Here is a 23,763-nt window from a genome sequence, read left to right as displayed (position 1 = left end):
CGACCGCCTTGCCGCGATACCGGACCGCCACCGTGCGGTGGCGCACGGGTGGGCCGGCCGCTAAACTTGATGGGCTCGCTGCATCCCCGGCTGCGGGTTCCCACATCAAGTCAGGCACCGCACGGCGCCGCGGAGAATCTTCATGGATCAGCTCGACGATATCCTCAACCAGGACATCGACCCTACCGAAACCAGCGAGTGGATCGATTCGCTTGATGCGGTGATCCATCACGATGGCACCGAGCGTGCGCATTTCCTGCTGGAAAAGATGGTCGATACCACCCGCCGTTCGGGTGGCTACCTGCCGTTCAACCCCACCACCGAATACGTCAACACGATCCCGCCCAGCCAGGAGGCCAAGAGCCCCGGCGATGCGGCGATGGAATGGCGCATCCGCTCGCTGATCCGCTGGAACGCGATGGCGATGGTGGTACGGGCCAATCGCAAGCCGGGCGAACTGGGCGGCCATATCGCCAGCTTCGCCTCCAGCGCCACGCTGTACGACGTGGGCTTCAACCATTTCTGGCGCGCCCCCAGCGCCGAGCATCCGGGCGACCTGATTTTCCATCAGGGCCATTCCAGCCCGGGCATCTATGCCCGCTCGTTCCTCGAGGGCCGCTTCGACGCCGACCAGCTCGACCTGTTCCGCGCCGACGTGATCGGCCGTGGCCGTTCGCTGACCTCCTACCCGCACCCGTGGCTGATGCCCGACTACTGGCAGGTGCCCACGGTGTCGATGGGCCTGGGCCCCATTCAGGCGATCTACCAGGCGCAGTTCTTCAAGTATCTGGAGAATCGCGGCCTGGTGCCCAAGAGCGATCGCAAGATCTGGTGCTTCATGGGCGACGGCGAGTGCGACGAGCCGGAGTCCCTGGGCGCGATCTCGCTGGCCGGCCGCGAGGGCCTAGACAACCTGATCTTCGTGATCAACTGCAATCTGCAGCGGCTGGACGGCCCGGTGCGCGGCAACGGCAAGATCATCCAGGAGCTGGAAGGCGTGTTCCGCGGCGCCGGCTGGAATGCCCTCAAGCTGGTCTGGGGCAGCTACTGGGATCCGCTCCTGGCGCGCGACAGCAAGGGCGTGCTGCGCAAGCTGATGATGGAAACCGTCGACGGCGAGTACCAGGCCTGCAAGGCCTTCGGTGGCGCGTACACGCGTGAGCATTTCTTCGGCAAGTATCCGGAGACGCGCGAGATGGTGGCCAACCTCAGCGACGACGACATCTGGCGCCTGAATCGTGGCGGCCACGACCCGCACAAGGTGTATGCGGCGTACCACGCCGCGTCGGCCACCAAGGGCATGCCGACGGTGATCCTGGCCAAGACGGTCAAGGGTTACGGCATGGGCCTGGGCTCGGGCGAATCGCAGAACCCCACCCACCAGCAGAAAAAGCTGGACGACGAGTCGGTGCGCACGTTCCGCGACCGCTTCAACATCCCCGTGCCCGACGACAAGCTGCACGAAGTGCCGTACTACCACCCGGGCAAGGACTCCCCGGAAGTGCAGTACATGCTGGAGCGCCGCAAGGCACTCGGCGGCGCGCTGCCACAGCGTCGCCGCACCACCGACGTGAAGCTCAAGGCGCCGGACCTGTCCGCGTTCGAGCAGATCACCAAGGGCACCGGCGACCGCGAGATCAGCACCACCATGGCGCTGGTGCGCGGCATGAACCTGCTGTTGCGCGACAAGGCCATCGGCCCGCGCGTGGTACCGATCGTGGCCGACGAGGCGCGCACCTTCGGCATGGAAGGCATGTTCCGGCAGATCGGCATCTACGCGCCGTTCGGCCAGAAATACCGGCCGCAGGATTCCGACCAACTGCTGTACTACCGCGAAGACCAGAAGGGCCAGGTGCTGCAGCAGGGCATCAGCGAAGCCGGCGGCATGGCCTCGTGGATGGCCGCGGCCACCAGCTACAGCATCAGCAATCAGCCGATGCTGCCGTTCTTCATCTACTACTCGATGTTCGGCTTCCAGCGCATCGGCGACCTTTGCTGGGCGGCGGGCGACATGCGTTCGCGCGGTTTCCTGGTCGGCGGCACCGCCGGCCGCACCACGTTGAACGGCGAAGGCCTGCAGCACGAGGACGGCCATTCGCACCTGCTGGCCGGCGCCATTCCCAACGTGAAGGCGTACGACCCCACGTTCTCGTACGAGGTGGCGGTGATCATGCAGGACGGCGTGCGCAGCATGTTGCAGGAGCAGGAAGACCACTACTACTACATCACCGTGATGAACGAGAACTACGCCCATCCGGACATGCCCAAGGGCTGCGAGGAAGGCGTCATCAAGGGGATGTACCTGCTCCGGGATTCGGGAGTCGGGAGTCGGGATTCGGATAAGAGCAAGGGCAAGGGCAAGGCGGTGGCGCCGTGCGTGCAGCTGCTGGGTTCGGGCACGATCCTGCGTGAGGTGATTGCGGCGGCCGAGTTGCTGGAGAAGGACTTCGGGGTGAAATCCGACATCTGGTCCTGCCCCAGCTTCGTGGAGCTGCGTCGTGACGGTTTCGATGCCGAGCGCTGGAACCGCCTGCATCCGGAAGCCGAGCAGCGCGTGCCGTATGTCACCGGTTTGCTGGATGGGCGTGCCGGCCCGGCGATTGCCGCCACCGACTACGTGCGCGAATTCGCCGACCAGATCCGTGCGTTCATCCCCGACGGCATGCACTACACCGTGCTGGGCACCGAAGGTTTCGGCCGCTCCGACACGCGTGAGCACCTGCGCGAGTTCTTCGAGGTCGATCGCCGCTGGATCGCCCATGCCGCACTGGCCGCGCTGGCGAAGGAAGGCAAGGTCAGCGCCAAGGACGTCAGCCGCGCGATCAAGCAGTACAACCTGGATCCGGAAAAGCCGAATCCGCTGAGCGTCTGATCGACCTTGCAGCAATAAAAAAACCGCCCTTTCCGGGCGGTTTTTTTATCTTCCGATGTCAGCGTTGCGCGCCCTCGTTTCTCAATCGTCGTCGCTGCTGAAGGCGCGGCGCAGCAGCAGGAACGCGCCAATGGTGCCGGCCACGATCGCCACCGTGGCGACCGGGTGGCGATTCACCTGGCGGCGCATGCGGCGGTAGTGGTAGTTGGTTTCGTCGGCCAGGTCTTCCGCGGCGCGGGTCAGCTGCCGGCGATAGCGGCCATCGCCCGCACCAAAGCGCTCCTGGATGCGGCGACGGCCGCGGTCGATGAGGTTCTGCGCGTTGTCTACCGCGCCGCTCGCGGACTGGCGAACGCGCTGGCCGGCCTGCTCGCTGGCATCGCGAATCTGCCGTTCGATATCACGTCTGTGCATGGCGTTCTCCTGGACTCTGTTGACGTCACAGGCTGCCAGCGCGTTCGTGAGTGAGGCGTATACCCGCGCGGTTGGGCGCGGGTACCGTTCAGCCCAGCTGGTACTCGCCCCCACGCTGCAACGCGCGCTGGTAGCCCGGGCGTGAGTGGATGCGTTGCAGGAATGCGCACAGTTTCGGCCGCGTCTCGTCCAGCCCGCCGCGGGCGGCGAACGCTTCCAGCGGAAAGCTCAGCTGGATGTCGGCCACGCTGAAGGTGGCGCCGCCGAACCAGTCGCTGTTTCGCAACCGGGATTCGAGGTAGTCCAGATGCAGGGCCAGTTGCGGATCGACGAAATCGTGCTGCACCCTGCGCGCGATGCCCCTGGCGAACGGCTTGGCGAAAAACGGCATCGGCGCATTTTCCACCCGATGAAACACCAGTTTCAGCAGCAAAGGCGGCATCGCCGAACCTTCGGCGTAGTGCAGCCAGTAGTTGCAGCGCAGGCGCTCGGGCGTGCCGTGCGCGGGAATCAGCACACCGGCGCCGTAACGATCGGCCAGGTATTCGACGATGGCGCCCGACTCGGCCACGGTCAGCTCGCCGTCGGTGATCACCGGCGACTTGCCCAGCGGATGCACCGCGCGCAGTTCGGGCGGCGCCAGCATGGTTTTCGGGTCGCGCTGGTAGCGCTTGATCTCGTACGGCACGCCCAACTCCTCCAGCAGCCACAGGATGCGTTGCGAGCGCGAGTTGTTGAGATGGTGGACAACGATCATGAAGGCTCCGCAAAGGGGCGAGGGGGTGGGTGTTGTCCGGCGTGCCGGTCGTGTGCGCAAGCATGCCGCACTGCATCACAGCATGCCCGATTCGCGTCCTCGGCAGGCGCCCCGAGTGGTCGCCGAGCCATCAACGTCGTCTGGACATCCGAACCGCGCTCCAACTACTGTAGGGCGGTTCTGAAGGGGTGATGAATCGGCGGTGTCCCGGTCCGGAATCAGCCACTTCCGGACACCCGACCGGGCGCAAAACGCTCCTTCCCCATCGACGTTCCCGCCCGGCACAACCCTCGTGGCATCCGGCCGGCGCGTCGCCCAACGCAACCCGAGGACGAAACATGACGGTACCCAGGAAAATCGGCTTGATCGCCGCGTGCGCGCTCGGCGGCCTGATGGCGTCGCCCGCGTTTGCCCAGCAGCCGGCACCCGCGCCGACGCGCCAGGAACTCGCCGGCAAGCCGTGGATGAACACCCACCTGAGCGCCGCCGAACGCACCCAGCTGGTCCTCAAGGAAATGACCCAGGAGGAAAAGCTGCGCCTGGTGATGGGGTATTTCGGCACCGACCTGGACGGCAAGCATTACAAGCGGCCGAAGGAATCGCTGCACCAGTCCGCGGGTTTCGTCTACGGCATCCCGCGCCTGGGCATTCCCAACCAGTGGCAGACCGATGCCGGCGTGGGCGTGGCGTCGCAGCGCGGCCCGAACGTGCGCGAGCGCACCTCGCTGCCCTCGGGCATGAACACCGCGGCCACCTGGAATCCCGAGGTCGGTTTTGCCGGCGGCGCGATGATCGGTGCCGAGGCGCGTTCGTCCGGCTTCAACGAGATGCTGGCCGGTGGCGTCAACCTGGTGCGCGAACCGCGCAACGGGCGCAATTTTGAATATGGCGGTGAAGATCCGCTGCTCGCCGGCACCATTGTCGGTGCGCAGATCAAGGGCATCCAGTCGAACCACATCATCTCGACGTTGAAGCACTACGCGTTGAACGATCAGGAGACCGGCCGCAACTTCCTCAACGTCGAGATCGACGATGCGGCGGCGCGCATGTCGGATCTGCTGGCGTTCCAGATCGCCAACGAACAGGGCAACCCCGGTTCGGTGATGTGCTCCTACAACCGGCTCGACGGCATCTATGCCTGCGAGAATCCGTACCTGCTGAACGAGGTGCTGAAGGGTGATTGGGGCTTCAAGGGCTTCGTGATGTCCGACTGGGGCGCGACCCACAGCACGGTTCAGGCGGCCAACAACGGCCTGGACCAGCAGTCCGGCGTGCCGTTCGACAAGTCGCGCTATTTCGGCGACGCGCTGGGCGAGGCCGTGGCCAATGGCTGGGTGCCGCAGAAGCGGCTGGACGACATGGCCGGGCGCGTCCTGTACGCCATGTTCGAGCACAAGCTGATCGACGATCCGGTCACCGGCCCCAAGAACAACATCGATTTCGCCGCCCATGCGAAGGTCACGCAGAACGATGCCGAAGAAGGCATGGTGCTGCTGAAGAACGACAACGCGCTGCTGCCGATCAAGACGGGCCTGAAGAAAATCGCCATCATCGGTTCCCATGCCGACGTGGGCGTGCTTTCCGGCGGTGGCTCGTCGCAGGTCTATCCGGTGGGTGGCATGGCGGTGAAGGGGCTGGGTCCCGATTCATTCCCCGGCCCCACGGTGTACTTCCCGTCGTCGCCGCTGAAGGCAATCCAGGCCCGCGCCGGCGGCGCCCAAGTCACGTTCAACGACGGTTCCGATCCTGCAGTGGCAGCTCGGCTGGCTGCGTCGAGTGACCTGGTCATCGTCTTCGCCCACCAGTGGACGGCCGAAGCGTTTGACGTGCCCAACCTGTCGCTGCCGGACAACCAGGATGCGTTGATCGCCGCGGTGGCCAAGGCCAATCCGCATACGGCCGTGGTGCTGGAAACCGGTGGCGCGGTGCTGATGCCGTGGCTGAAGGATGTCGGGGCGGTGCTGGAGGCGTGGTACCCGGGCACCAGCGGTGGCGAAGCCATCGGCCGGGTGCTGTTCGGCGAGGTGAATCCGTCGGGCCATCTGCCCATCACCTTCCCGGCCTCGGAGCAGCAGCTGCCGCGTCCGGTGCTCGATGGCGACCCGAAGAAGCCGGAGCTGCGTTTCGACGTCAATTACAGCGAAGGCGCGGCCGTCGGCTACAAGTGGTTCGACCTGAAAGGCCTGAAGCCGCTGTTCCCGTTCGGCTATGGCTTGTCGTACACCAGCTTCAGCTACGACGGTCTGGCCGCCCATTGGGCCGATGGCCAGCTGACGGTGAGCTTCACGATCAAGAACACCGGTGCGGTGGCCGGCAAGGACGTGGCGCAGGTTTACGTCGCCTCGCCGAAGGGCTCGTGGGAAGCGCCCAAGCGCCTGGGCGCGTTCCAGAAGCTGGCGCTGAAGCCGGGTGAAAGCCGCAAGGTCAGCGTCAAGGTCGATCCGCGCCTGCTGGCGATGTACCAGAGCAAGGACAAGACCTGGAAAATCGCCAGCGGCGAGTATCAGGTGACCGTGGCCAGGTCCGCGCTCGATCCGCAGGCCAGCGTGGCGGTGAAACTGCCGGCGACGACAGTGGACGTCAACGGCAAATAACCCGTTCTGGCAGTGCATTCGAAAGCCCTTCCGGCCCTGCCGGAGGGGCTTTTTGCTTTCCGGGGTGACCGCATCCGCACGTTGACACCGCGTTGCCGCCACGGCGTCTAGCGTGGCGGCAACGCGTTTCGACGGATGCATCCATGACCAGGCAAGCCACGCACGTCTACACCGAGCCACGGGATATCCAGCGCTTCGAGATGCTGGTGCAGGCATTGTCCGGTGGCGCACGCGTTCGCCTGCATCTGGTCGATGGCCAGCATTGCGAGGGCGTGGTGTGCGCCCGCCCCACCGTGCAGATGTTCTATGACGGCACCGGCAAGGAGGGCGTCAATGGTGTGGTGGAGCTGGAGCACCTGAATCTGTCGGACTGGCGCCGACGGGTATGGTTCGACCAGATCACCGACGTGGAGCAGCTCGATACGAATGCACCGTTGCGGGCGTGACCGCACCCGTGCCGTAGCTGCGGTTGCGCCACAACGGTGGACGATTCAAGCTAAAGGCTTTGTCCCTGCGAGCCTTTGCCGATGATCCGACTGACGATTTTTCGCCTGGCCCTGGCCACACTTCCCTGTGGGCTGGTGATGCTTGCCGGCTGTTCCGGCGGCGGTGCGCCGGCACCGAGCGCGGAGCAGCAGCAGGCCACCGCGAAAGCGCAGGCGGCTGCCACCAATCTCGACACGTATCGCCAGCTGGTGCGCATCGGCAACGACCAGATGGCCGTGTCGATGGGCCAGGACATCGTGCGCCGTTTCCCGCAGAGCGCTGCGGCCGCGGAAGTGCAGAAGACCCTGCCGGATATCGAGAAGCGCTATCGCGAAACCAGCGAGAAAAACCGCCTGGCAGGGTTGTGGCTGTATCAGGTTTCGCCAATGCAGGGCGGCACCCAGTCGACCGCCACCATCCAGAGCAGCAAGCCCGGTGGCAACGACAGCGTGCGCCTGATCCTGCGGCGGCATACCGACTGGGGCCAGAGCGTGTTCCTGTTCGGTTCGGGCGCGGGCTTCGTCTGTCGCGGCAATTGCACCATCAAGGCGACCGTCGACGGCAAGCCGGTGGGGATCAAGGCGTTTGCACCGCCCAGCGGCGAGCCGGCGCTGATGATCCGCGATGACAAGCAATTCCTCACCTTGCTGCACGGCGCGACGAAAATCACCATGGACGTCAGCCTGGCCGATGGCGAAAAGAAGGAAACGCTGCTGTACGAGGTCGGCGGTTTCGATCCCGCGAAGTGGCAGAAGCTGGACAAGCCGAAAAAGAAATAGCGCGACGCGGCGGCGATAGCGCACGCCGGCTCAGTGCAGGAACAGTTTCTCGGTGATGCGCGCCAGCGGGCGGGCCATGGCCTTCTGCATCCACGGTGACAGGTCGAGTGGCTTGATCAACATCTTCACCGTCATTTCCGCGGGAATGTGTCGGCGCAGCAGGCCCTGCGCCCGGTCGCTGATGCGGCGGTACTCCGCCTCGTTTTCGCGCTGGTGCGGGTAGCACTGGTTGAACACGTGGCGAAGGGCAATGTCGCTGTCCTCGCTCTTGATCTCGCGCACCCGCCGCAGGATCGCCCGGAAAACCTTGTAGCGGCCGAAGTCCCCGCGTTCCCGGTACAGCAGGTAGTGACGGTAGAAGTGCTTGTAGTGGCGCACTTCATCACTCTTGATGTAGCCGGTCAGTTCCTTCAGCACCGGCTCGTCGGTGATGTCGTGCAGGGCGCGGTAAAGGCTGGCGGTACCGGTTTCCACCACGCAGCGCGCGGCCAGCTCCAGCCCGCGACACGACTCCAACTGCTCGGCGGTGCACACCGCGCCGTAGTCGTGCCAGAACCTGGCGAACGCCGCGTCCCAGTCGAACTCCGGCCACACGGCGCGCACATAGGCGGCCAGCGCGCGGCCGTGCTGCAGTTCCTCGTGTTTCCAGTGTTCGATCAGCCAGGCCTGCAACTCGGCGTCGTCGGCGAAGTGGTCGACGAGATTCTGCGCGTACAGGTCCGAGCCGCTTTCGACGAAGGACGAGCTGCACAGCAGGAAAAACAGATCCTCGTTGTGGCGGATGCGGGCAATGTCGATGCGGCCGAGGTCCAGGCTTTCGAGGGTCCAGGGCAGGGCGGTGGTATAGGTCAACGCGATTCCTGTGAGTCATCGGATGTGGCGGCATCTTGCGCGCGGCCACATGACGAGGGGATGAGACAGGATAGGTCGTGTGGGTGCCGGCGGATTAACGCCACCCGACTTGCCGGCCGCGCGGCGGATCGCTTCAGCGCACCACGGTGACCGGCACGTGCGCCCTGGCCAGCACGTTGCTGGAGACCGAACCCAGCAGCCAGCGCGCCAGCGCGCCACGCTCGGTGTGGCCGATCACCAGGTGATCCACGCCGTGCTGTTCGATCTGGCTCAGCAGCACGTCGCCGGGGCTGCCGTAGGTCAGTTCCACGTCCACCAGTTCGTTGGCGTCGGGCACGATGGCGGTCAGCTCGTCCAGCAACTCGCGCGCGCGCCGGGTGCCCGAGTCGGCCATCAACAAGGCCGACACATCGGCGCCGCCCTCGGTGACCTGCAGCACCGACACCACGCGCACGCGGCCGTGGTTGCAACGGGCCAGGTCGATGGCGAACTGGAAAGCGCGGCGTGATGCATCGGAGCCGTCGTAACCCACCAGCGAATACTTGACCATGGTTGCTCCTCGGCGCCGTTCGATATCGGACGCAACGAGTCTAGAAGCCCTGTCGGCACAAACACAAACCGCGGCGATCGTGCGACAAACCGCGTTCCGCGCGCGATGAACGCCGTGTTCATCGCGCGGGATATGGCCGTCTTGTCTGCACATTCGCATCACGCGGCGATGTACACGCTGCGCCCTCCCCACCTTTCAAGGAGATGACCATGATCAAGCGTACTTTTGGACTGGCGGCACTCGTGTTGGCCTGCGCGGGTGCGGCGACGATGATGCCGGCCGGCCAGGCCCGGGCAACCGATGCCAAGGTGGATTGCCATCTGGTCTACAACCTGTCCGGCTGGTCGCTGATCTACAAGCACGCCGAGGGTACCGGCACCATCACCTGCGAAAACGGCCAGAAAGCCAATGTGAAAATCGAGGTGGTCGGCGGCGGCCTCACCGCCGGCAAGTACCGCATCAACAACGGCAAGGGCGAGATCAGCGATGTGCATGATATTTCCGATGTGTTCGGCGATTACGCCCAGGCCGGCGCCGAGGCGGGCGTGGTGAAAAGCTCGAGTGCGCAGGTGCTGACCAAGGGCACCACGTCCCTGGCACTGGCGGGCACGGGTGAGGGCGTCAACCTCGGCGTGTCGGTGGGCAAGTTCACCATCACGCGACGCTGAGCGGGGCCGACAGGCGGGATGAAAAAGGAGGGGCGCCGGTGGCGCCCTTCCTCGTTTCTACGCGTAAACTGCGGACTGTCGCTTTTTCCAGTCATCCATGGAGAGTCCGCTCATGCGTCGCATTTCCTGTTTGCTTGTCGTGGCCTTGTTGTTCGGTCTGGCGGCCCCGGCATGGGCAGCGGGACCACAGGTGGGGCAGGTCGCGCCGGCCTTCCATTTGCAGGATCAGAACGGTCACTGGCTGCAGCCGTCCGATTTCCACGGCCAATGGCTGGTGCTGTATTTCTACCCGAAGGACTTCACCCCCGGCTGCACCACCGAGGTCTGCACCTTCCGCGACGACATCGCCAAGCTGCGCAAGGCCGGCGCCAGGGTGGTGGGTATCAGCCTCGACGACGTGAAATCGCATGCCGAGTTTGCGCGCAAATACCACGTGCCCTTCCCGTTGCTGTCCGACGCGGATACCACCGTCGCCGCCGCCTATGGCGTCCTGGCGTCCCGCGGCGACTCGCATTACGCGCGACGCACCACCTTCCTGATCGACCCGCAGGGCAAGGTGGCCAAGGTCTATGAGGACGTCGACCCGGAGAAGAACTCCGCCCAGGTGCTGGCCGACCTCGCCGCGTCGAAGGCGGCAGGCTGATGCCGCTGCTGGTTCGCGCCGAAGGCCGGGTGGCGCCCGGACGCGGGTTGGCGGCATGGCGTGTGGTGACCTGGCTGCTGTTGCTGTTCGCCGCGATCGGTGGCGTGCAATACATCAATCACGGCAGCGCCGTCTGGGGTGAGCTGCAACGCTGGCCCGCGGGCGACACCGACCACGTGCCGGCGCTGCAGCGCATGCTGGCCTGGGATGCGGCTTACCTGCTGGTCGCATTCGTCATCATCGTGCTGTGCGCGGGCGTGATCCTGCGCCAGGCCTGGGCGCGTTCCGCGCTGCGCGTCGCCGCCGTGCTGCTGGCGGCGTGGGCGCTGGCCAGCGGCGTGCTGCTGGCTTCGGCGATGCGGGCGCTGTTTCCGGCGGACACCGCCGTATCGCTGATGGTGGCGCAGCTTCCGCACAGTTACCTGCTGGCGCTGGGGATGAAGGCCGTCGCCGTGCCGGTGCTGCTGTGGCTGGCGTGGCGGCTGGGTCGGCCGGACGTGCGTGCCCGGTTCATGCACCGGCGCTGATGGACGTTTGCCCGCGGGCGCATTCAGCAGGGATTGGTGTGCCGGCCGCTATGGGTGATGAACGTTTTCCAGGGATCCATCCGATGCGCCTTCGCCTGCTTGTCTTGCTGTGCACAACGTTGACGGCCACCTCGCTGTCGGCGCAGGAATGGGCGACCACCTGCCACGCCAGCAGCAGCTACGACGTCACCCTGAAGCCTTCGAGCATCCTGTTCGACCGGCCGTCACCGGCCCCGTTCCACGTTGAGATGCAACAAGGCACGTTGCGTACCGACGGCACCGCGGTACCCCTGAACGCGGAGCAGCAGGATCGCCTGACCCTGTTCGAGCGCGAGCTGCGTGCGCTGGCGCCGCGCGTGCGCACGGTGGCGCAGCACGGGCTGGATCTGGCGGTGCGGGCGCTGAAGGAGGAGACCCGGGGCATGAGCCTCGGCGCCGACACCCGGGCCGAGCTCGATCGTCGCCTGGCCAGCCATGCCGCCACCTTCAAGCAGCGCATCGCCGCCAGCAACAGCACCCACGACTGGCAGAGCGACGTCATCGACCAGTACGCCAACCAGATCGCCGCCGACGTGCTGCCGTTGCTGGCCAACGACCTGGGCCAACAGGCGCTCGACGCGGCGATGCGGGGTGATCTGCAGACGGCGGCGGCACTGCGCGACCAGGCCACCGGGCTGGCCAGCGGCCTGCGGCCACGACTGGAACAGCGGATGCAGGCGCTGCAGCCGCAGATCGCCGCCTTGTGCCCCGCGATCACCCGGCTGGCCGAACTGCAGCAGGGCGTGCGTGGCAGCAATGGCCAGCCGCTGAAGCTGCTGCACATCGGGCAGTGACCGCCTGATCGCCGTTCAGGGCACCCTAAGCGGTGAGCGACGAGGATGACGCGTCATCTCGCTTCATCATCCGCTGGAGCCGATTGTGGCGCTGTTCGCTCCCCGTTCCATCTACGAACCCCTGATCCAGCACAGCATCGACCTGTGCCGGCTGTACCGCCGCGCCGCCACCGCCGCGCGCGAGCCGGGGTTGCGCAGCGTGCTGAACGAAAACGCCCAGACGCTGATGCTGGTGGTGGCCGACCTGCAGGCACAACAGCGCACGACCGGTGAACCGTCCCGGCAGCGTGGCACCTGGCGCGGCACGCTGCGGGCGCAGTGGGCGGCGGGCATGCCCAACAACGCCTCGCGCACGGACAACGACTGGATCCACGCACTGAGCCGGCACGAAGTGCGCTTGCTGCACCAATTCGAACGCGCCACCATTGCCACCGCCCCTGCCGACGTGGCGCTGGTGCTGCGCCGGCAACTGCCGCGCCTGCACGGCATCCACCTGGACATGCATGGCCTGGGTGGCACCGCGCGCTATTGAAGGAAGAGCCCATGTCGCCGACCGCCGAGGCCGTGCTTGCCTTCTGGTTTGCCGAGGAAAGCGCCGCGCACTGGTTTGCCGCCGACGCCGCGTTCGACGCGCAGATCCGCACCCGTTTCGGTGCCGTCGCCACCGCCGCGGCCGACGGTGAACTCGATGGCTGGACGCGTACGCCGCTGGGCTGGCTGGCGCTGCTGATCCTGCTGGACCAGTTCAGCCGCAACCTCCACCGCAACGATGCCCGGGCCTGGGCGCAAGACCCCAAAGCCTTGTCGCTGGCGCTGGCGGGCATCGAACGCGGCGACGACCAGGCCCTGCCGCCGCTGCAGCGCGTGTTCGCCTACCTCCCGCTGGAACACGCCGAGGATCTCGCCGTGCAGCACCGCTCGGTGGCGCTGTTCGAGGCGCTCCGCGCCGAATCCCAACCGGAACAGCGGGCATCGTTCGAGGGCTTTCTCGATTACGCGCGGCGCCATCGCGACGTCATCGAGCGCTTCGGTCGTTTCCCCCACCGCAACGCGGTGCTGGGCCGTTCGTCGACGGCGGAGGAGGCGATCTACCTGGCGCAGCCGGGCGCTGGCTTCTGATCGACCGGCGCCGCACTGGCGCCGATGCCGGCGAACCCCTTCGCGGACATGCAGCGGTTTCCGATACCGCCCGGCGGCGCACCGCGCCAGCCTGATCGACGCCCATCACGGGTTACCTCGCCATCGGGAACGACCATGCCCAAACCCACCACCTCCCTGCCGCTCGCACTGGCACTCGCCTGCGCGCTCGGCCTCGCCAGCACGCCGGCCCTCGCCTCCAATACCTTGCGCGTCGGCAACCAGGTCCTCACCACCGGCGACAGCGTGATGCGCGTGGTCGAGCTGCTGGGAAAGCCGTCGCGCAAATTCCGACGCCGTCCCGCCCCGTCGCGCCGCGGCCGTGGCGTGCGCGTCATCACCGACGCCGATCGTGGCGAACAGTGGCAATACCGCCGCGGCAACCACCTGACCACGGTGACCATCATCGATGGCACGGTAGGTGACATCGACGACCGGCGCCGCTGAGAACGCGCTGCCCGCCAGGCGCAACCCCGGTGATTTCGGCCCCGGGCGCCGCCGCCCCGCAGTCGACCCCAGCCGTCGATCCGTGACCCGCGTCATCGCACCGCCCATCGCATCCGTCCACCGCATCCGTCATGGGCCGGTGCGTCGCCGCCGAGCGTCCCCACGACCCGCATACTCCGCCGCATAGTGGGCGAAAGACCCGCCTGTTCGTTATGATTGGCACTTGTTTCCGCCGCGATCCCCCTCCGGCGGCGCACCATTGTCCCCGCCATTTTCCAGGAGCCATTCATGGCCGATCTCAAAGAAGCTCGTGTTCCCGACATCGGCCACGCTGACGTACCGGTCATCGAAGTACTGGTCAAGGCCGGCGACCGCGTCGAGAAAGAACAGAGCCTGATCACCCTGGAATCGGACAAGGCCACGATGGAAGTCCCCGCGCCGTTCGCCGGCACGGTAAAGGAAGTGAAGCTGAAAGTGGGCGATGAAGTCTCCGAAGGCGCGGTGATCGCCATCATCGAGGCCGACGGTGCTGGCGCCGCGCCCGCCGCCCAGGAAGCGCCCAAGGCCGCCGCCCCGGCGCCCGCCAGGCAGGCCGAGGCGCCCCAGGCGCCCGCCGCCGCCGCGCCCGCGCCATCCGCCGGCGGCGTGCGCCCCGCGCTGGTGCCGGACATCGGCCACTCCGGCGTGCCGGTGATCGAAGTGCTGGTCAAGGTTGGTGACACCGTCACCAAGGATCAGAGCCTGATCACGCTGGAGTCGGACAAGGCCACGATGGAAGTGCCGTCGCCATTCGCCGGCGTGGTGAAGGAACTGAAGGTGAAGGTGGGCGACGAGCTCTCCGAGGGCGATGTGATCGCCATGATCGAGGGCGGCGATGCCGCGCCCGCTGCTCCGGCAGCCGCTGCGGCACCGGCACCGGCACCCGTGGCGGCTGCGCCCGCACCGCAAGCCGATCGCAGCAACCTGCCGGTGGCGCGTCCGCCGGTGGATGCCAGCGTGGTGATGCCCGGCGATGCGCCCTACGCCAGCCCGGCGGTGCGCGCGTTTGCCCGCGAGCTGGGCGTGGACATTGCGCAGGTCAAGGGCACTGGTCGCGGCGGCCGCATCCAGCGCGACGACGTGAGCGGCTATGTGAAGCACGCGCTGGCCTCCGGCGCGCGTCCGGTGGCCGGCGGTGCGGTGGGCGCGGGCAACGGGCTCAGCCTGCTGCCGTGGCCGAAGGTCGATTTCGCCAAGTTCGGCGAGATCGAGGAAAAGCCGCTGTCGCGCATCCAGAAGATTTCCGGCGCCAACCTGGCCCGCAACTGGGCCATGATCCCGCACGTCACCCAGCACGAAGACGCCGACATCACCGAGCTGGAGGCGTTCCGCAAGCAGCTGGGCGCGGAAAACAAGGACACCAAGATCAGCCCGCTGGTGTTCCAGATCAAGGCGGTGGTGGCGGCGCTGAAGGCGTTCCCGCAGTTCAACGCCTCGCTGGACGAGAGCGGCGAGAAGCTGATCCTGAAGAAGTATTTCCACATCGGCATCGCGGTGGACACGCCCGATGGCCTGGTGGTGCCGGTGATCCGCGACTGCGACAAGAAAGGCCTGCTGGATCTGGCCCGCGAGCTGGGCGAGATCTCGAAAAAGGCGCGCGAAAAGAAGCTGGGCCCGGCCGACATGTCCGGCGGCTGCTTCTCGATCAGCTCGCTGGGCGGCATCGGCGGCACCTATTTCACGCCGATCGTCAACGCGCCCGAAGTGGCCATCCTGGGCGTGTCCAAGTCGGCGATGAAGCCGGTATGGAACGGCAAGGAGTTCGCGCCGCGGTTGCTGCTGCCGTTGTCGCTGTCCTACGACCACCGCGTGATCGACGGCGCGCTGGCCGCCCGTTTCGCCGTGTTCGTGGCCAACCAGCTGGCCGACATCCGCCGCCTGCTGCTGTGACGGGGGCCGCATGCTGCTGGCGGCGGCACTGATTCCCGCGGAGCCCGCAGCTACGCCGGTCAGCGAGTGGTTGAATCGCCCGCTGTTTCGCGGCGGCGGCTTTGATCTGACCGTGGGGTCGCTCACGGCGGCGGTGCTGCTGTTCGGCCTGTGCGTGCTGCTGTCGATGCTGGTGCGGCAGTTGCTGCGCCGTTATGCGCGGCGCTACGAGCACGTCAACCTGTCGTCCATCTATGTGTTCGGACGCTTGATGCACTACCTGCTGTTGCTGGTCGGCGTGCTGCTGGCGCTGAACGCCAGCGGCATCCCGATCGCCCGCTTCACCGTGTTTGCCGGCGCGCTGGGCGTGGGACTGGGCTTCGGCCTGCAGGCCATCTTCAACAACTTCGTCTGCGGCGTGGTGCTGCTGTTCGACCGCAGCCTCAAGGTGGGCGACTTCGTCGACCTGGCTTCCGGCGTGCATGGCCGCGTGCGCGACATCCACATCCGCGCCACCCGCATCACCACCAACGACGACATCGACATCCTGGTGCCGAACTCCGAGTTCGTGAACGGTCGCGTGGTCAACTGGACCGTGCGCGAGGGCTTCCGGCGCCTGAAGGTCCCGTTCCACGTGGCCTATGCCAGCGACAAGGAAACCGTGCGGCAAGCCGCGCTTCAGGCCGTGCACGAAGTGAAGTTCACGCTGGACGCCGAGGGCGACAAGGCACCGCAGGTGCGACTGGTGGCCTTTGGCGACTGGGCGCTGCAGTTCGAGCTGGTGGTGTGGCTGAATGCCGAGGCCACCCGCCGCCCCGGCGCCGCGCTGGCCGCCTACAACTGGGCGCTGCATGATGCCTTGCTGGCGCACGGCATAACGATTCCCCTGCCGCAGCGCGACGTGCAGTTGCGGCGGCCCCAACGCGCTATCCCTGTCTCCTGAATCCCGTGGCCGGCGGCCACACGCCGCCAGCCCGCAACTCCCGAGGAAAAACCATGGCCAACACCATCGAAGTAAAAGTTCCTGATATCGGCCACGACAACGTGCCGGTGATCGAGGTGCTGGTGAAAGCCGGCGACACCGTGGAAAAAGAACAGAGCCTGGTCACGCTGGAGTCGGACAAGGCGACGATGGAGGTTCCGTCCAGCGCCGCGGGTGTGGTGAAGGAAGTGAAGCTGAAGGTGGGCGACGAGGTTTCCGAAGGCGCGGTAATTGTGGTGCTGGAAGCGGCGGGCGAAGCTTCGCCCCCCTCTCCCTCCGGCGACCGACAGGAAGTCCCCTTGCGGGAGAGAGGGGCTGGGGGTGAGGGTACGGGCGAAGCGAAGTCTCCCGCTCCGGCCGAACCCTCACCCACCCCTTCGGGGCACCCTCTCCCACAGGGAGAGGGAAAGAGCCCGCAGGCTGCCAGTGCGTCCGGCCGCACGCCCGACATCGAATGCAAACTCGTCGTCCTCGGCTCCGGCCCCGGCGGCTACAGCGCGGCGTTCCGCGCCGCCGACCTGGGCGTCGACACCGTGCTGGTGGAGCGCTATGCCAGCCTGGGCGGCGTCTGCCTCAACGTCGGCTGCATCCCGTCCAAGGCGCTGCTGCATGCCGCTGCCGTGATCGATGAAGCCGAGGCGATGGCCGCCCATGGCGTGAGTTTCGGCGCGCCGAAAATCGACCTCGACAAGCTGCGCGGTTTCAAGGAAAAGGTGGTCGGCCAGCTCACCGGCGGCCTGGCCGGCATGGCCAAGGCGCGCAAGGTGCGCACCGTGCAGGGCACGGGTAGCTTCGTTTCGCCGAACGAGCTGGAAGTCCAGACCAACGACGGCGTGAAGTTGATCCGTTTCGAGAACGCGATCATTGCCGCCGGCTCGCAGTCGGTGAAGCTGGGCATGTTCCCGTGGGATGACGAGCGCATCCTGGACTCGACCCGCGCGCTGGAAATGAAGGACGTGCCGAAGAAACTGCTGGTGGTCGGCGGCGGCATCATCGGCCTGGAGATGGCCACGGTGTATTCGGCGCTGGGCAGCGAAGTGACCGTGGTCGAGTTCATGGATCAGATCATCCCCGGCGCCGACGCCGACCTGATCAAGCCGCTGGCCAAGCGTCTCGGCAGCCACCTCAAGGGCATCCACCTGAAGACCAAGGTGGTCAGCGCCAAGGCCACCAAAAAGGGCATCGAGGTGGGTTACGAAGGCGACAGCATCCCCGAAACCACCCTGTTCGACCGCGTGCTGGTGTCGGTCGGCCGCTCGCCCAACGGCAACAAGATTGGTGCGGACAAGGCCGGCGTGGCGGTGACCGAGCGCGGCTTCATCAACGTCGACACCCAGATGCGCACCAACGTGCCGCACATCTACGCCATCGGCGACCTGGTCGGTCAGCCGATGCTGGCGCACAAGGCCACCCACGAGGCGCACGTGGCGGCCGAGGCGGTGGCCGGGCTGAAGAGCCATTTCGATGCGCGCGTGATCCCGTCGGTGGCCTACACCAACCCGGAAATTGCCTGGGTCGGCGTGACCGAACGCGAGGCGAAGGAAAAGGGCCTGAAGGTGGGCGTGGGCAAATTCCCGTGGGCGGCCAGCGGCCGCGCCATCGGCGTCGATCGCACCGAGGGCTTCACCAAGCTGATTTTCGACGAGCAAACCCACCGCATCGTCGGCGGCGGCATCGTGGGCGTGAACGCGGGAGAGCTGATCTCGGAACTGGCGCTGGCGATCGAGATGGGCAGCGAGGCGGCCGACATCGCCCTCACCATCCACCCGCATCCCACCCTGGGCGAATCGGTGGGCATGGCGGCCGAGGTCTACGAAGGCACCATCACCGATCTGTACATCCCGAAGAAGAAGTAAACAGCGGCCCCAAGGCCCGCTGCCGCCGGGTTCCCGGCGGCCAGCGCCAACCGGCACTGAACGGCTGGCGCGGGCTTGACCGGGCCGTCACGGAGGGCGGGATATCCAGAGGCATCGCCACTCTGGAGTCCCGCCATGAAAGCCTCCTTCGCCCTGATCGCCTCGCTCGCGCTGGCCGTGCCGGCGCTGACCGCCACGCCGGCCGCCGCGCAGACCGGCCAGCGCCACACCGTCTGCGAGAACGTGCAGGTCAAGCACAACGGTTCGAAGGACGACAAACGCCTGATCGGCACCGGCGTGGGCGCGGTGGCCGGCGGCTTGCTGGGCCACCAGGTCGGCGGCGGCAAGGGCAAGACCCTGGCCACCGTGGGCGGTGCCGTGGCCGGTGGCTACGTGGGCAATCGCGTGCAGAAGAATGCGCAGGACAAGAAGACCTACTACACCACCGAGCGCCGTTGCCACGAGGTGGAGGACTGACGTGCGTGTAGCATCTTATGGACGTCTGGACGTCCATAAGATGCTACGTCTGGCCATGCCGTCCGTGGCATGACGCGCGGTCACGGTTGTCCGTGGTCTTCGAACAGGTCGCCCTGGGCGGCGTCGTCCTCGGCCTCGATGAAGCCTGACAAGCCCACGCCCACCAGCCGATAGCGATGATCCGCCGATGCATCCACGCGGTCGCGCAGCGCGCAGGCGATGTCGGCCAGCGCGTGGGCTGACGCCGGCCGTGTGGCCGGCGTGAGGCTGCGGGTGAGCGTGCGGAAATCGGAGGTCTTCAGCTTCAGCACCACCGTGCGCGCCACGCGGGCGTGACGCCCGGCGCCATGCTGGCGCAAGTGCCCGGCCCAGGCCTTCTCGGCCAGGCGGCGGATGTGCGGTTCGATCTCGTCCAGCGGCAGATCGTGCTCGAAGGTGTCCTCGGCGGAAATCTGCAGGGTGGGACGTTCGGGCTCGACTGCGTGGTGGTCGATGCCCTGCGCCAGTTCGTGCAGGCGGCGACCCCAGCGGCCGAAGCGCTGCTCCAGCTCGGCCAGCGCGTGGGTGCGCAACTCGCCCACCGTGGCGATGCCCAGGGCTGCCAGTTTCGCCTCCATCACCTTGCCCACGCCGGGCAGGCGACCCACGGGCAGCGGCGTGAGAAACGCCTCGACCTGGTGCGGGCGGATGACGCACAACCCGTCCGGCTTGTTCCAGTCCGAGGCGATCTTGGCCAGGAATTTGTTCGGCGCCACGCCGGCCGATGCGGTCAACGCCGTCTCGGCCCGGATCGCGGCGCGGATCGCCTGCGCGGTGGCGGTGGCCGAGGGCAGGTCGGTCTTCGGTTGGGTGACGTCCAGATAGGCTTCGTCGAGCGACAGCGGTTCGATCAGGTCGGTGTGGCGGGCGAAGATTTCGCGGATCTGCCGCGACACGGCCTTGTAGCGCACGAAATCCGGCGGCACGAAAATCAGTTGGGGGCACAGGCGCTCGGCCCGCATCGCCGGCATCGCCGAGCGCACGCCGAACACGCGCGCCTCGTAGCTGGCCGCACACACCACCGAGCGCGCGCCTCGCCATGCCACTGCCACCGGCTTGCCGCGCAACGACGGATCGTCGCGCTGCTCCACCGACGCGTAGAACGCATCCATGTCGATATGCAGGATTTTTCGTGGAGGAACGGACACGCGCACAACCGGAATACTGATGCCCGGATTCTAGAGCCGGCCACTGCCGGCATGTGTCAGCAGTGATGCCGACGGCCGATCCCGCGGTACGAATGGGGCTGGCCGAAACCACCTGCACAATGGCAAGGTGGCGGCCATGACCAACCAACCTGCCGCCTACGCCCGCCGCCTGAACACCTGGGACGCGGCGATGATCGTGATCGGCGGCGTCATCGGCGCCGGCATCTTCCTCACGCCCGCCACGGTGGCGCGCAACACGGGTTCGGGCACGGAGGTGCTGATCCTGTGGGCGATCGGCGGCTTGCTGACCCTGGCCGGCGTGCTGTGTTACGCCGAGCTGGGCGCGCGGCGGCCGCAGGCGGGCGGCATCTACGTCTATCTGCGCGAGGCGTTCGGCCTGCTGCCGGCGTTCCTGTTCGGCTGGACGATGGCGCTGATCAACTACCCCGGCAGCGTGGCCGCGGTGGCCACCATGTTCGCCCGCTACCTGTGTGCGGCGATCGGCCTGCCGCTGCTCTATGCGTCGCCGGTGGCGGTGGGCGCGATCGTGTTCATCGTGGGGGTCAACCTGTTCGGCATCCGCGCCGGTGCGTTGATCCAGAATACGTTCACCGTGCTGAAGCTGGCCGCGCTGGCACTGCTGGTGGTGGCCGGATTGATCCTGGCCGACGGCAACTTCGGCCTGGCGCTGTCGACCGACAGCACGCGACCGGTGTCGTCGTGGGCCTTCGCGGGCGCATTGCTGCCGGTGCTTTTCAGCTACGGCGGCTTCCATTATCTCAACGACCTGGCGGGCGAGGTGCGCGATCCGCAGCGCACCTTGCCGCGCGCGCTGGGCCTGGGCATGGGCGGCGTGGTGATCTGCTACGTGCTGGCCAACCTGGCCTATCTGGGCGGGTTGGGCCATGCGGGCCTGGCCGCCAGCGAGGCCCCGGCGGCGGACCTGATGGCAAAGCTGTTCGGCCCGCACGGCGCCACCGTGATCGCGGCGGGGATTGCCTGCTCCACCTTCGGTTACTGCAGCATCGCGATCGCCGGCGGCGCCCGCGTGCTGCAGACGATGGGCGCCGACGGCATGTTCTTTCGCGCGGCCGGGCGCATCGATGCGCGCACGCGGGCGCCACAGATCGCGTTGCTGGCGCTGGGCGCGTGGGCGATCGTGCTGACGCTGTCGGGCAGCTTCAACCAGTTGCTCAACTACACCACGGTGGGCGAATGGCTGGGCCACGTGTTCGGCATCGCCACGCTGTTCTGGTACCGCAAGCATTTCATCGATGACCCGGCGCCGTACCGGGTGCCGTTCTATCCGCTGCTGCCGCTGGTGTTCGTGATCACCGTGTTCGGCGTGATCGTGGCCTCGGCGATCAACCGCCCCGGTGACGCAGGCATGAGCCTGTTGATCATCGCGCTGGGCGTGCCGGTGTATTACGGCTGGCGCTGGCTGGAAGGGCGCAAGGCGGTTTGAATGCTGCGTTCGGTGTGCGCGCGGCGATGGCTGCGCTTCACCTTCGCGCGCCATACTCGACGTTTCGATCGAGACGGCGGAAACATGAAGCGGATTGTCCTCGCCGGTTGCCTGGGCCTGTTGTGCGGCTGCCACGCGCAGGCATCGATGACGCCGATTGACCTGGCCGCGCCCGCCGCAACGGCACCCGTCACGCTGGAGCGTGTGCACCGCGACGGCGCACCGCAGGTGATCGACGGTATCACCCTGCAGCGTTTCACCTTCGAGGCGGCCGCCTCGCCGGCATTGACGGTGACGTCGGCCAACGCGTTGGCTGCCGGCGATGAGCTGCAGGTGCAGGTTCAGGTGCAGAACGCGATGCCGTGGTCGGTCACGCTGACCATCGACATCGGCGGGGCGAACCCCGACCAGCACCTGCACGCGCAGGTGGGTTTGCCGGCCGGACCGCCGCAGACGCTGGTGATTCCGTTGCATGCGACGAGCCCACGTCAGATGGGCATGCAGGTTGCGCCGCCGATGCCGTTCGACGACGACGGCAGGCCGGTTCTTCTCGCCACCACGGTGGAAGGCCGGCTTGAACCGCGTACGGCGCACACACTGCGCTTCGGGGTGCCGGCACCACAGGCGCCACAGACACTGCTGTTCGGGCGCGTCGAGGCGGTTTCCGGGCAGGCGCTCCAGCGCGCCGCCTATACCGGCATTGTCGATCGCTACGGCCAGGCCACGCGCGGCCAGTGGCCGGAGAAGATCGCGTCCGACGCCGCCCTGCGCGCCGCGCATGCCAGCGAGCGCGTTGCACTCGACAAGGCCAGAATGCGCGCCGATCAGGACGAGTACGGTGGACGTCTGGACGTCCATAATCTCGCCACGACCGGTTGGTTCCACACGCAGAAGCTGGGCGAGCGTTGGCATCTGGTGACGCCTGCTGGCCACGCGTTCTTCTCGCTGGGCGTCAACGCGGTGGCCGCCGATGGTGGGCGCAGCTATGTCGAAGGCCGCGAGTTCATGTTCACCGGTTTGCCGCCGCAGGATGGCGAATGGGCCGCGTTCTACGGCACGGGCGACAATCGCAGCGCGGAGCAGGGCGCCAGCCAGGGCATCGGCTACAACCACGGGCGCTGGTTCGATTTCTACGCGGCCAACCTGTATCGCGTCGATGGTGCGGGCTGGCTGGCCGCGTGGCGCACGCGCGCGCTGGATCGGCTGCAGGCCTGGGGTTTCAACACCCTGGGCGACTGGAGCGACCCGGCGCTGGGGCAGGCGCATCGCCTGCCGTACACGCGCTCGATCAATATCGCCGGCGCTTACGCCAATGTCGCCAGCGGGCTGGATTACTGGGGCCGCATGCCCGACCCGTTCGACCCGCGATTTGTGCAGGCGACCGATGTCGCCGTGATCAAGGCCAGCGCCGGCGTGCGCGACGACCCGTGGCTGCTGGGCTATTTCGCCGACAACGAACTGGCCTGGGCCGGCGCGGGCGCGCAGGGGCGCTGGGGGTTGGCGCAAGGCACGCTGGCGGGCAACGCGGCCAGCCCGGCCAAGCAGGCGTTCATCGCCGCACTGCGCAAGAAATATGTGGCACCCGAAACGCTGGCCAACGCCTGGGGCATCGCGCTGACCTCATGGAGCGCACTCGACGCCACCGGCTTTGCCGCGCCGCTGCCGAATGCGGCGCATCCGGCCATCGCCGACGACTATCGCGCGTGGCTGCGGCAGTACGCGGACGCCTATTTCCGCACCGTGGCGGAAGCCATCCACCGGCACGATCCGCATCACCTGTTCCTGGGCGGCCGCTTTGCGGTGAATACGCCGGAGGCGGTGGCGGCCTGCGCCCGTTATTGCGACGTGGTCAGTTTCAACGTCTACGCCGACCTGCCGCAACACGGCTTCGATGCCGCCGCGATGCGCGCGCTGGACAAGCCGGTGCTGATCAGCGAATTCCACTTCGGCTCCGACGACCGCGGACCGTTCGGCAACGGCGTGGTGGCGGTGGCGAGCGAAGCGCAACGCGGCGAGGCCTACACACGCTTTCTGGCGGCGGCCGCCGATGATCCGCAGATCGTGGGCGCGCACTGGTTCCAGTATCTGGATCAGCCCGTTACCGGCCGCTTGCTCGATGGGGAGAACAGTCACGTGGGGCTGGTGGGCATTACCGACATTCCGTTTGGCGGGTTTGTCGATGCGGTGCGTGAGGCGAATCGGCGGCATCAGTGAGGCACAAGCAGGTTCCTCCCCTGCTTGCCCTTAAAGTGACTTCCTTTGGTCGCAGGGGAGGTCAGGAGGGGCGCTTTTGGGTTTGCCGGGGCAAAGAGCGACCCCTCCCCAACCC

Annotated in this window: 22 protein-coding genes; 17 read left to right on the top strand and 5 right to left on the bottom strand. The window is 66.9% G+C overall.

Annotated features, from left to right (window positions below):
* Nucleotides 1-142: 142 nt before the first annotated feature.
* The gene (gene aceE, locus UU9_RS08200; RefSeq protein ID WP_007081275.1) at nucleotides 143-2,872 is read left to right on the top strand and encodes a pyruvate dehydrogenase (acetyl-transferring), homodimeric type; all 2,730 of its coding nucleotides are present in this window, start codon (nucleotides 143-145) and stop codon (nucleotides 2,870-2,872) included.
* An 81-nt stretch (nucleotides 2,873-2,953) separates the two neighbouring features.
* Here aceE and UU9_RS08195 read toward each other — a convergent pair whose 3' ends face one another.
* Both UU9_RS08195 and UU9_RS08190 read right to left on the bottom strand, forming a co-directional pair.
* Nucleotides 2,954-3,286, bottom strand: coding sequence for a hypothetical protein (locus tag UU9_RS08195; protein ID WP_007081274.1), 333 nt, complete (start codon nucleotides 3,284-3,286; stop codon nucleotides 2,954-2,956).
* Nucleotides 3,287-3,374: 88 nt separating this feature from the next.
* Nucleotides 3,375-4,043 (bottom strand): glutathione S-transferase family protein, encoded by a 669-nt coding sequence (locus tag UU9_RS08190; protein WP_007081273.1) that lies wholly within the window; start codon nucleotides 4,041-4,043, stop codon nucleotides 3,375-3,377.
* 338 nt (nucleotides 4,044-4,381) lie between these two features.
* On the opposite strand from UU9_RS08190, the gene UU9_RS08185 reads away from it, so the two are divergent.
* The 3 genes from UU9_RS08185 (at nucleotide 4,382) to UU9_RS08175 (ending at nucleotide 7,902) form a co-directional block, all read left to right on the top strand.
* Complete coding sequence (locus UU9_RS08185; protein WP_040670581.1) at nucleotides 4,382-6,637, top strand: glycoside hydrolase family 3 C-terminal domain-containing protein; 2,256 nt, start codon at nucleotides 4,382-4,384, stop codon at nucleotides 6,635-6,637.
* A 143-nt stretch (nucleotides 6,638-6,780) separates the two neighbouring features.
* The gene (locus tag UU9_RS08180; protein ID WP_007081271.1) at nucleotides 6,781-7,083 is read left to right on the top strand and encodes a DUF3247 family protein; all 303 of its coding nucleotides are present in this window, start codon (nucleotides 6,781-6,783) and stop codon (nucleotides 7,081-7,083) included.
* Between the two features lie 81 nt (nucleotides 7,084-7,164).
* Entirely contained in the window at nucleotides 7,165-7,902 is a 738-nt protein-coding gene (locus UU9_RS08175; RefSeq protein WP_007081270.1) for a hypothetical protein, read from the top strand.
* A 30-nt stretch (nucleotides 7,903-7,932) separates the two neighbouring features.
* Here UU9_RS08175 and UU9_RS08170 read toward each other — a convergent pair whose 3' ends face one another.
* Together UU9_RS08170 and UU9_RS08165 are read right to left on the bottom strand one after the other, a co-directional pair.
* The gene (locus UU9_RS08170; RefSeq protein WP_007081269.1) at nucleotides 7,933-8,754 is read right to left on the bottom strand and encodes a ferritin-like domain-containing protein; all 822 of its coding nucleotides are present in this window, start codon (nucleotides 8,752-8,754) and stop codon (nucleotides 7,933-7,935) included.
* 133 nt (nucleotides 8,755-8,887) lie between these two features.
* Nucleotides 8,888-9,304 carry a universal stress protein gene (locus UU9_RS08165; protein WP_007081268.1) on the bottom strand — a complete coding sequence of 139 codons (417 nt, stop codon included), beginning with the start codon at nucleotides 9,302-9,304 and terminating at the stop codon, nucleotides 8,888-8,890.
* Between the two features lie 209 nt (nucleotides 9,305-9,513).
* Between UU9_RS08165 and UU9_RS08160 the strand changes: the two genes are divergently transcribed.
* The 11 genes from UU9_RS08160 to UU9_RS08110 all read left to right on the top strand — a co-directional run bounded on the left by UU9_RS08160 (nucleotide 9,514) and on the right by UU9_RS08110 (nucleotide 18,782).
* The gene (locus tag UU9_RS08160) at nucleotides 9,514-9,972 is read left to right on the top strand and encodes a hypothetical protein (protein WP_007081267.1); all 459 of its coding nucleotides are present in this window, start codon (nucleotides 9,514-9,516) and stop codon (nucleotides 9,970-9,972) included.
* Between the two features lie 112 nt (nucleotides 9,973-10,084).
* Nucleotides 10,085-10,615, top strand: a complete 531-nt coding sequence (locus UU9_RS08155) for a peroxiredoxin (RefSeq protein ID WP_007081266.1) — start codon at nucleotides 10,085-10,087, stop codon at nucleotides 10,613-10,615.
* Nucleotides 10,615-11,142, top strand: a complete 528-nt coding sequence (locus UU9_RS08150) for a hypothetical protein (protein ID WP_007081265.1) — start codon at nucleotides 10,615-10,617, stop codon at nucleotides 11,140-11,142. The genes UU9_RS08155 and UU9_RS08150 overlap by 1 nt, the downstream gene beginning before the upstream one ends.
* An 83-nt stretch (nucleotides 11,143-11,225) precedes the next feature.
* Complete coding sequence (locus tag UU9_RS08145) at nucleotides 11,226-11,975, top strand: DUF2884 family protein (RefSeq protein WP_007081264.1); 750 nt, start codon at nucleotides 11,226-11,228, stop codon at nucleotides 11,973-11,975.
* 85 nt (nucleotides 11,976-12,060) lie between these two features.
* Entirely contained in the window at nucleotides 12,061-12,507 is a 447-nt protein-coding gene (locus UU9_RS08140) for a ferritin family protein (RefSeq protein WP_007081263.1), read from the top strand.
* Between the two features lie 11 nt (nucleotides 12,508-12,518).
* Nucleotides 12,519-13,094: a DUF924 family protein gene (locus UU9_RS08135; protein WP_007081262.1), complete on the top strand. Its 576-nt coding sequence runs from the start codon at nucleotides 12,519-12,521 to the stop codon at nucleotides 13,092-13,094.
* Between the two features lie 135 nt (nucleotides 13,095-13,229).
* Nucleotides 13,230-13,559: a DUF2845 domain-containing protein gene (locus tag UU9_RS08130; RefSeq protein ID WP_007081261.1), complete on the top strand. Its 330-nt coding sequence runs from the start codon at nucleotides 13,230-13,232 to the stop codon at nucleotides 13,557-13,559.
* 288 nt (nucleotides 13,560-13,847) lie between these two features.
* Nucleotides 13,848-15,488 (top strand): dihydrolipoyllysine-residue acetyltransferase, encoded by a 1,641-nt coding sequence (gene aceF, locus UU9_RS08125; protein ID WP_007081260.1) that lies wholly within the window; start codon nucleotides 13,848-13,850, stop codon nucleotides 15,486-15,488.
* A gap of 10 nt (nucleotides 15,489-15,498) precedes the next feature.
* A complete protein-coding gene (locus tag UU9_RS08120) occupies nucleotides 15,499-16,410 on the top strand; it encodes a mechanosensitive ion channel family protein (protein ID WP_007081259.1) in 912 nt (303 codons plus the stop codon).
* Nucleotides 16,411-16,463: 53 nt separating this feature from the next.
* Nucleotides 16,464-18,305 carry a dihydrolipoyl dehydrogenase gene (gene lpdA / locus UU9_RS08115; RefSeq protein WP_007081258.1) on the top strand — a complete coding sequence of 614 codons (1,842 nt, stop codon included), beginning with the start codon at nucleotides 16,464-16,466 and terminating at the stop codon, nucleotides 18,303-18,305.
* Between the two features lie 135 nt (nucleotides 18,306-18,440).
* Entirely contained in the window at nucleotides 18,441-18,782 is a 342-nt protein-coding gene (locus tag UU9_RS08110) for a glycine zipper 2TM domain-containing protein (RefSeq protein ID WP_007081257.1), read from the top strand.
* Between the two features lie 80 nt (nucleotides 18,783-18,862).
* Here the strand turns inward: UU9_RS08110 and dinB are convergent, their stop codons facing one another.
* The gene (gene dinB / locus UU9_RS08105; RefSeq protein WP_083838946.1) at nucleotides 18,863-19,969 is read right to left on the bottom strand and encodes a DNA polymerase IV; all 1,107 of its coding nucleotides are present in this window, start codon (nucleotides 19,967-19,969) and stop codon (nucleotides 18,863-18,865) included.
* A gap of 136 nt (nucleotides 19,970-20,105) precedes the next feature.
* Between dinB and UU9_RS08100 the strand changes: the two genes are divergently transcribed.
* Nucleotides 20,106-21,434, top strand: a complete 1,329-nt coding sequence (locus tag UU9_RS08100; RefSeq protein ID WP_007081255.1) for an APC family permease — start codon at nucleotides 20,106-20,108, stop codon at nucleotides 21,432-21,434.
* Nucleotides 21,435-21,518: 84 nt separating this feature from the next.
* Nucleotides 21,519-23,648, top strand: a complete 2,130-nt coding sequence (locus UU9_RS08095; RefSeq protein WP_040670601.1) for a hypothetical protein — start codon at nucleotides 21,519-21,521, stop codon at nucleotides 23,646-23,648.
* Nucleotides 23,649-23,763 lie beyond the last annotated feature (115 nt).

Source organism: Rhodanobacter fulvus Jip2 (assembly GCF_000264315.1).
Lineage (GTDB): Bacteria > Pseudomonadota > Gammaproteobacteria > Xanthomonadales > Rhodanobacteraceae > Rhodanobacter > Rhodanobacter fulvus.
This window is presented reverse-complemented; position numbering and strand designations above follow the sequence as displayed.

Excerpts from the sequence above, each read along its gene's own strand:
- aceE (WP_007081275.1), top strand. The coding sequence starts at position 143 with ATGGATCAGCTCGACGATATCCTCAACCAGGACATCGACCCTACCGAA.
- UU9_RS08195 (WP_007081274.1), bottom strand. The coding sequence starts at position 3,286 with ATGCACAGACGTGATATCGAACGGCAGATTCGCGATGCCAGCGAGCAG.
- UU9_RS08190 (WP_007081273.1), bottom strand. The coding sequence starts at position 4,043 with ATGATCGTTGTCCACCATCTCAACAACTCGCGCTCGCAACGCATCCTG.
- UU9_RS08185 (WP_040670581.1), top strand. The coding sequence starts at position 4,382 with ATGACGGTACCCAGGAAAATCGGCTTGATCGCCGCGTGCGCGCTCGGC.
- UU9_RS08180 (WP_007081271.1), top strand. The coding sequence starts at position 6,781 with ATGACCAGGCAAGCCACGCACGTCTACACCGAGCCACGGGATATCCAG.
- UU9_RS08175 (WP_007081270.1), top strand. The coding sequence starts at position 7,165 with ATGATCCGACTGACGATTTTTCGCCTGGCCCTGGCCACACTTCCCTGT.
- UU9_RS08165 (WP_007081268.1), bottom strand. The coding sequence starts at position 9,304 with ATGGTCAAGTATTCGCTGGTGGGTTACGACGGCTCCGATGCATCACGC.
- UU9_RS08160 (WP_007081267.1), top strand. The coding sequence starts at position 9,514 with ATGATCAAGCGTACTTTTGGACTGGCGGCACTCGTGTTGGCCTGCGCG.
- UU9_RS08155 (WP_007081266.1), top strand. The coding sequence starts at position 10,085 with ATGCGTCGCATTTCCTGTTTGCTTGTCGTGGCCTTGTTGTTCGGTCTG.
- UU9_RS08150 (WP_007081265.1), top strand. The coding sequence starts at position 10,615 with ATGCCGCTGCTGGTTCGCGCCGAAGGCCGGGTGGCGCCCGGACGCGGG.
- UU9_RS08145 (WP_007081264.1), top strand. The coding sequence starts at position 11,226 with ATGCGCCTTCGCCTGCTTGTCTTGCTGTGCACAACGTTGACGGCCACC.
- UU9_RS08135 (WP_007081262.1), top strand. The coding sequence starts at position 12,519 with ATGTCGCCGACCGCCGAGGCCGTGCTTGCCTTCTGGTTTGCCGAGGAA.
- UU9_RS08130 (WP_007081261.1), top strand. The coding sequence starts at position 13,230 with ATGCCCAAACCCACCACCTCCCTGCCGCTCGCACTGGCACTCGCCTGC.
- aceF (WP_007081260.1), top strand. The coding sequence starts at position 13,848 with ATGGCCGATCTCAAAGAAGCTCGTGTTCCCGACATCGGCCACGCTGAC.
- UU9_RS08120 (WP_007081259.1), top strand. The coding sequence starts at position 15,499 with ATGCTGCTGGCGGCGGCACTGATTCCCGCGGAGCCCGCAGCTACGCCG.
- lpdA (WP_007081258.1), top strand. The coding sequence starts at position 16,464 with ATGGCCAACACCATCGAAGTAAAAGTTCCTGATATCGGCCACGACAAC.
- UU9_RS08110 (WP_007081257.1), top strand. The coding sequence starts at position 18,441 with ATGAAAGCCTCCTTCGCCCTGATCGCCTCGCTCGCGCTGGCCGTGCCG.
- UU9_RS08100 (WP_007081255.1), top strand. The coding sequence starts at position 20,106 with ATGACCAACCAACCTGCCGCCTACGCCCGCCGCCTGAACACCTGGGAC.
- UU9_RS08095 (WP_040670601.1), top strand. The coding sequence starts at position 21,519 with ATGAAGCGGATTGTCCTCGCCGGTTGCCTGGGCCTGTTGTGCGGCTGC.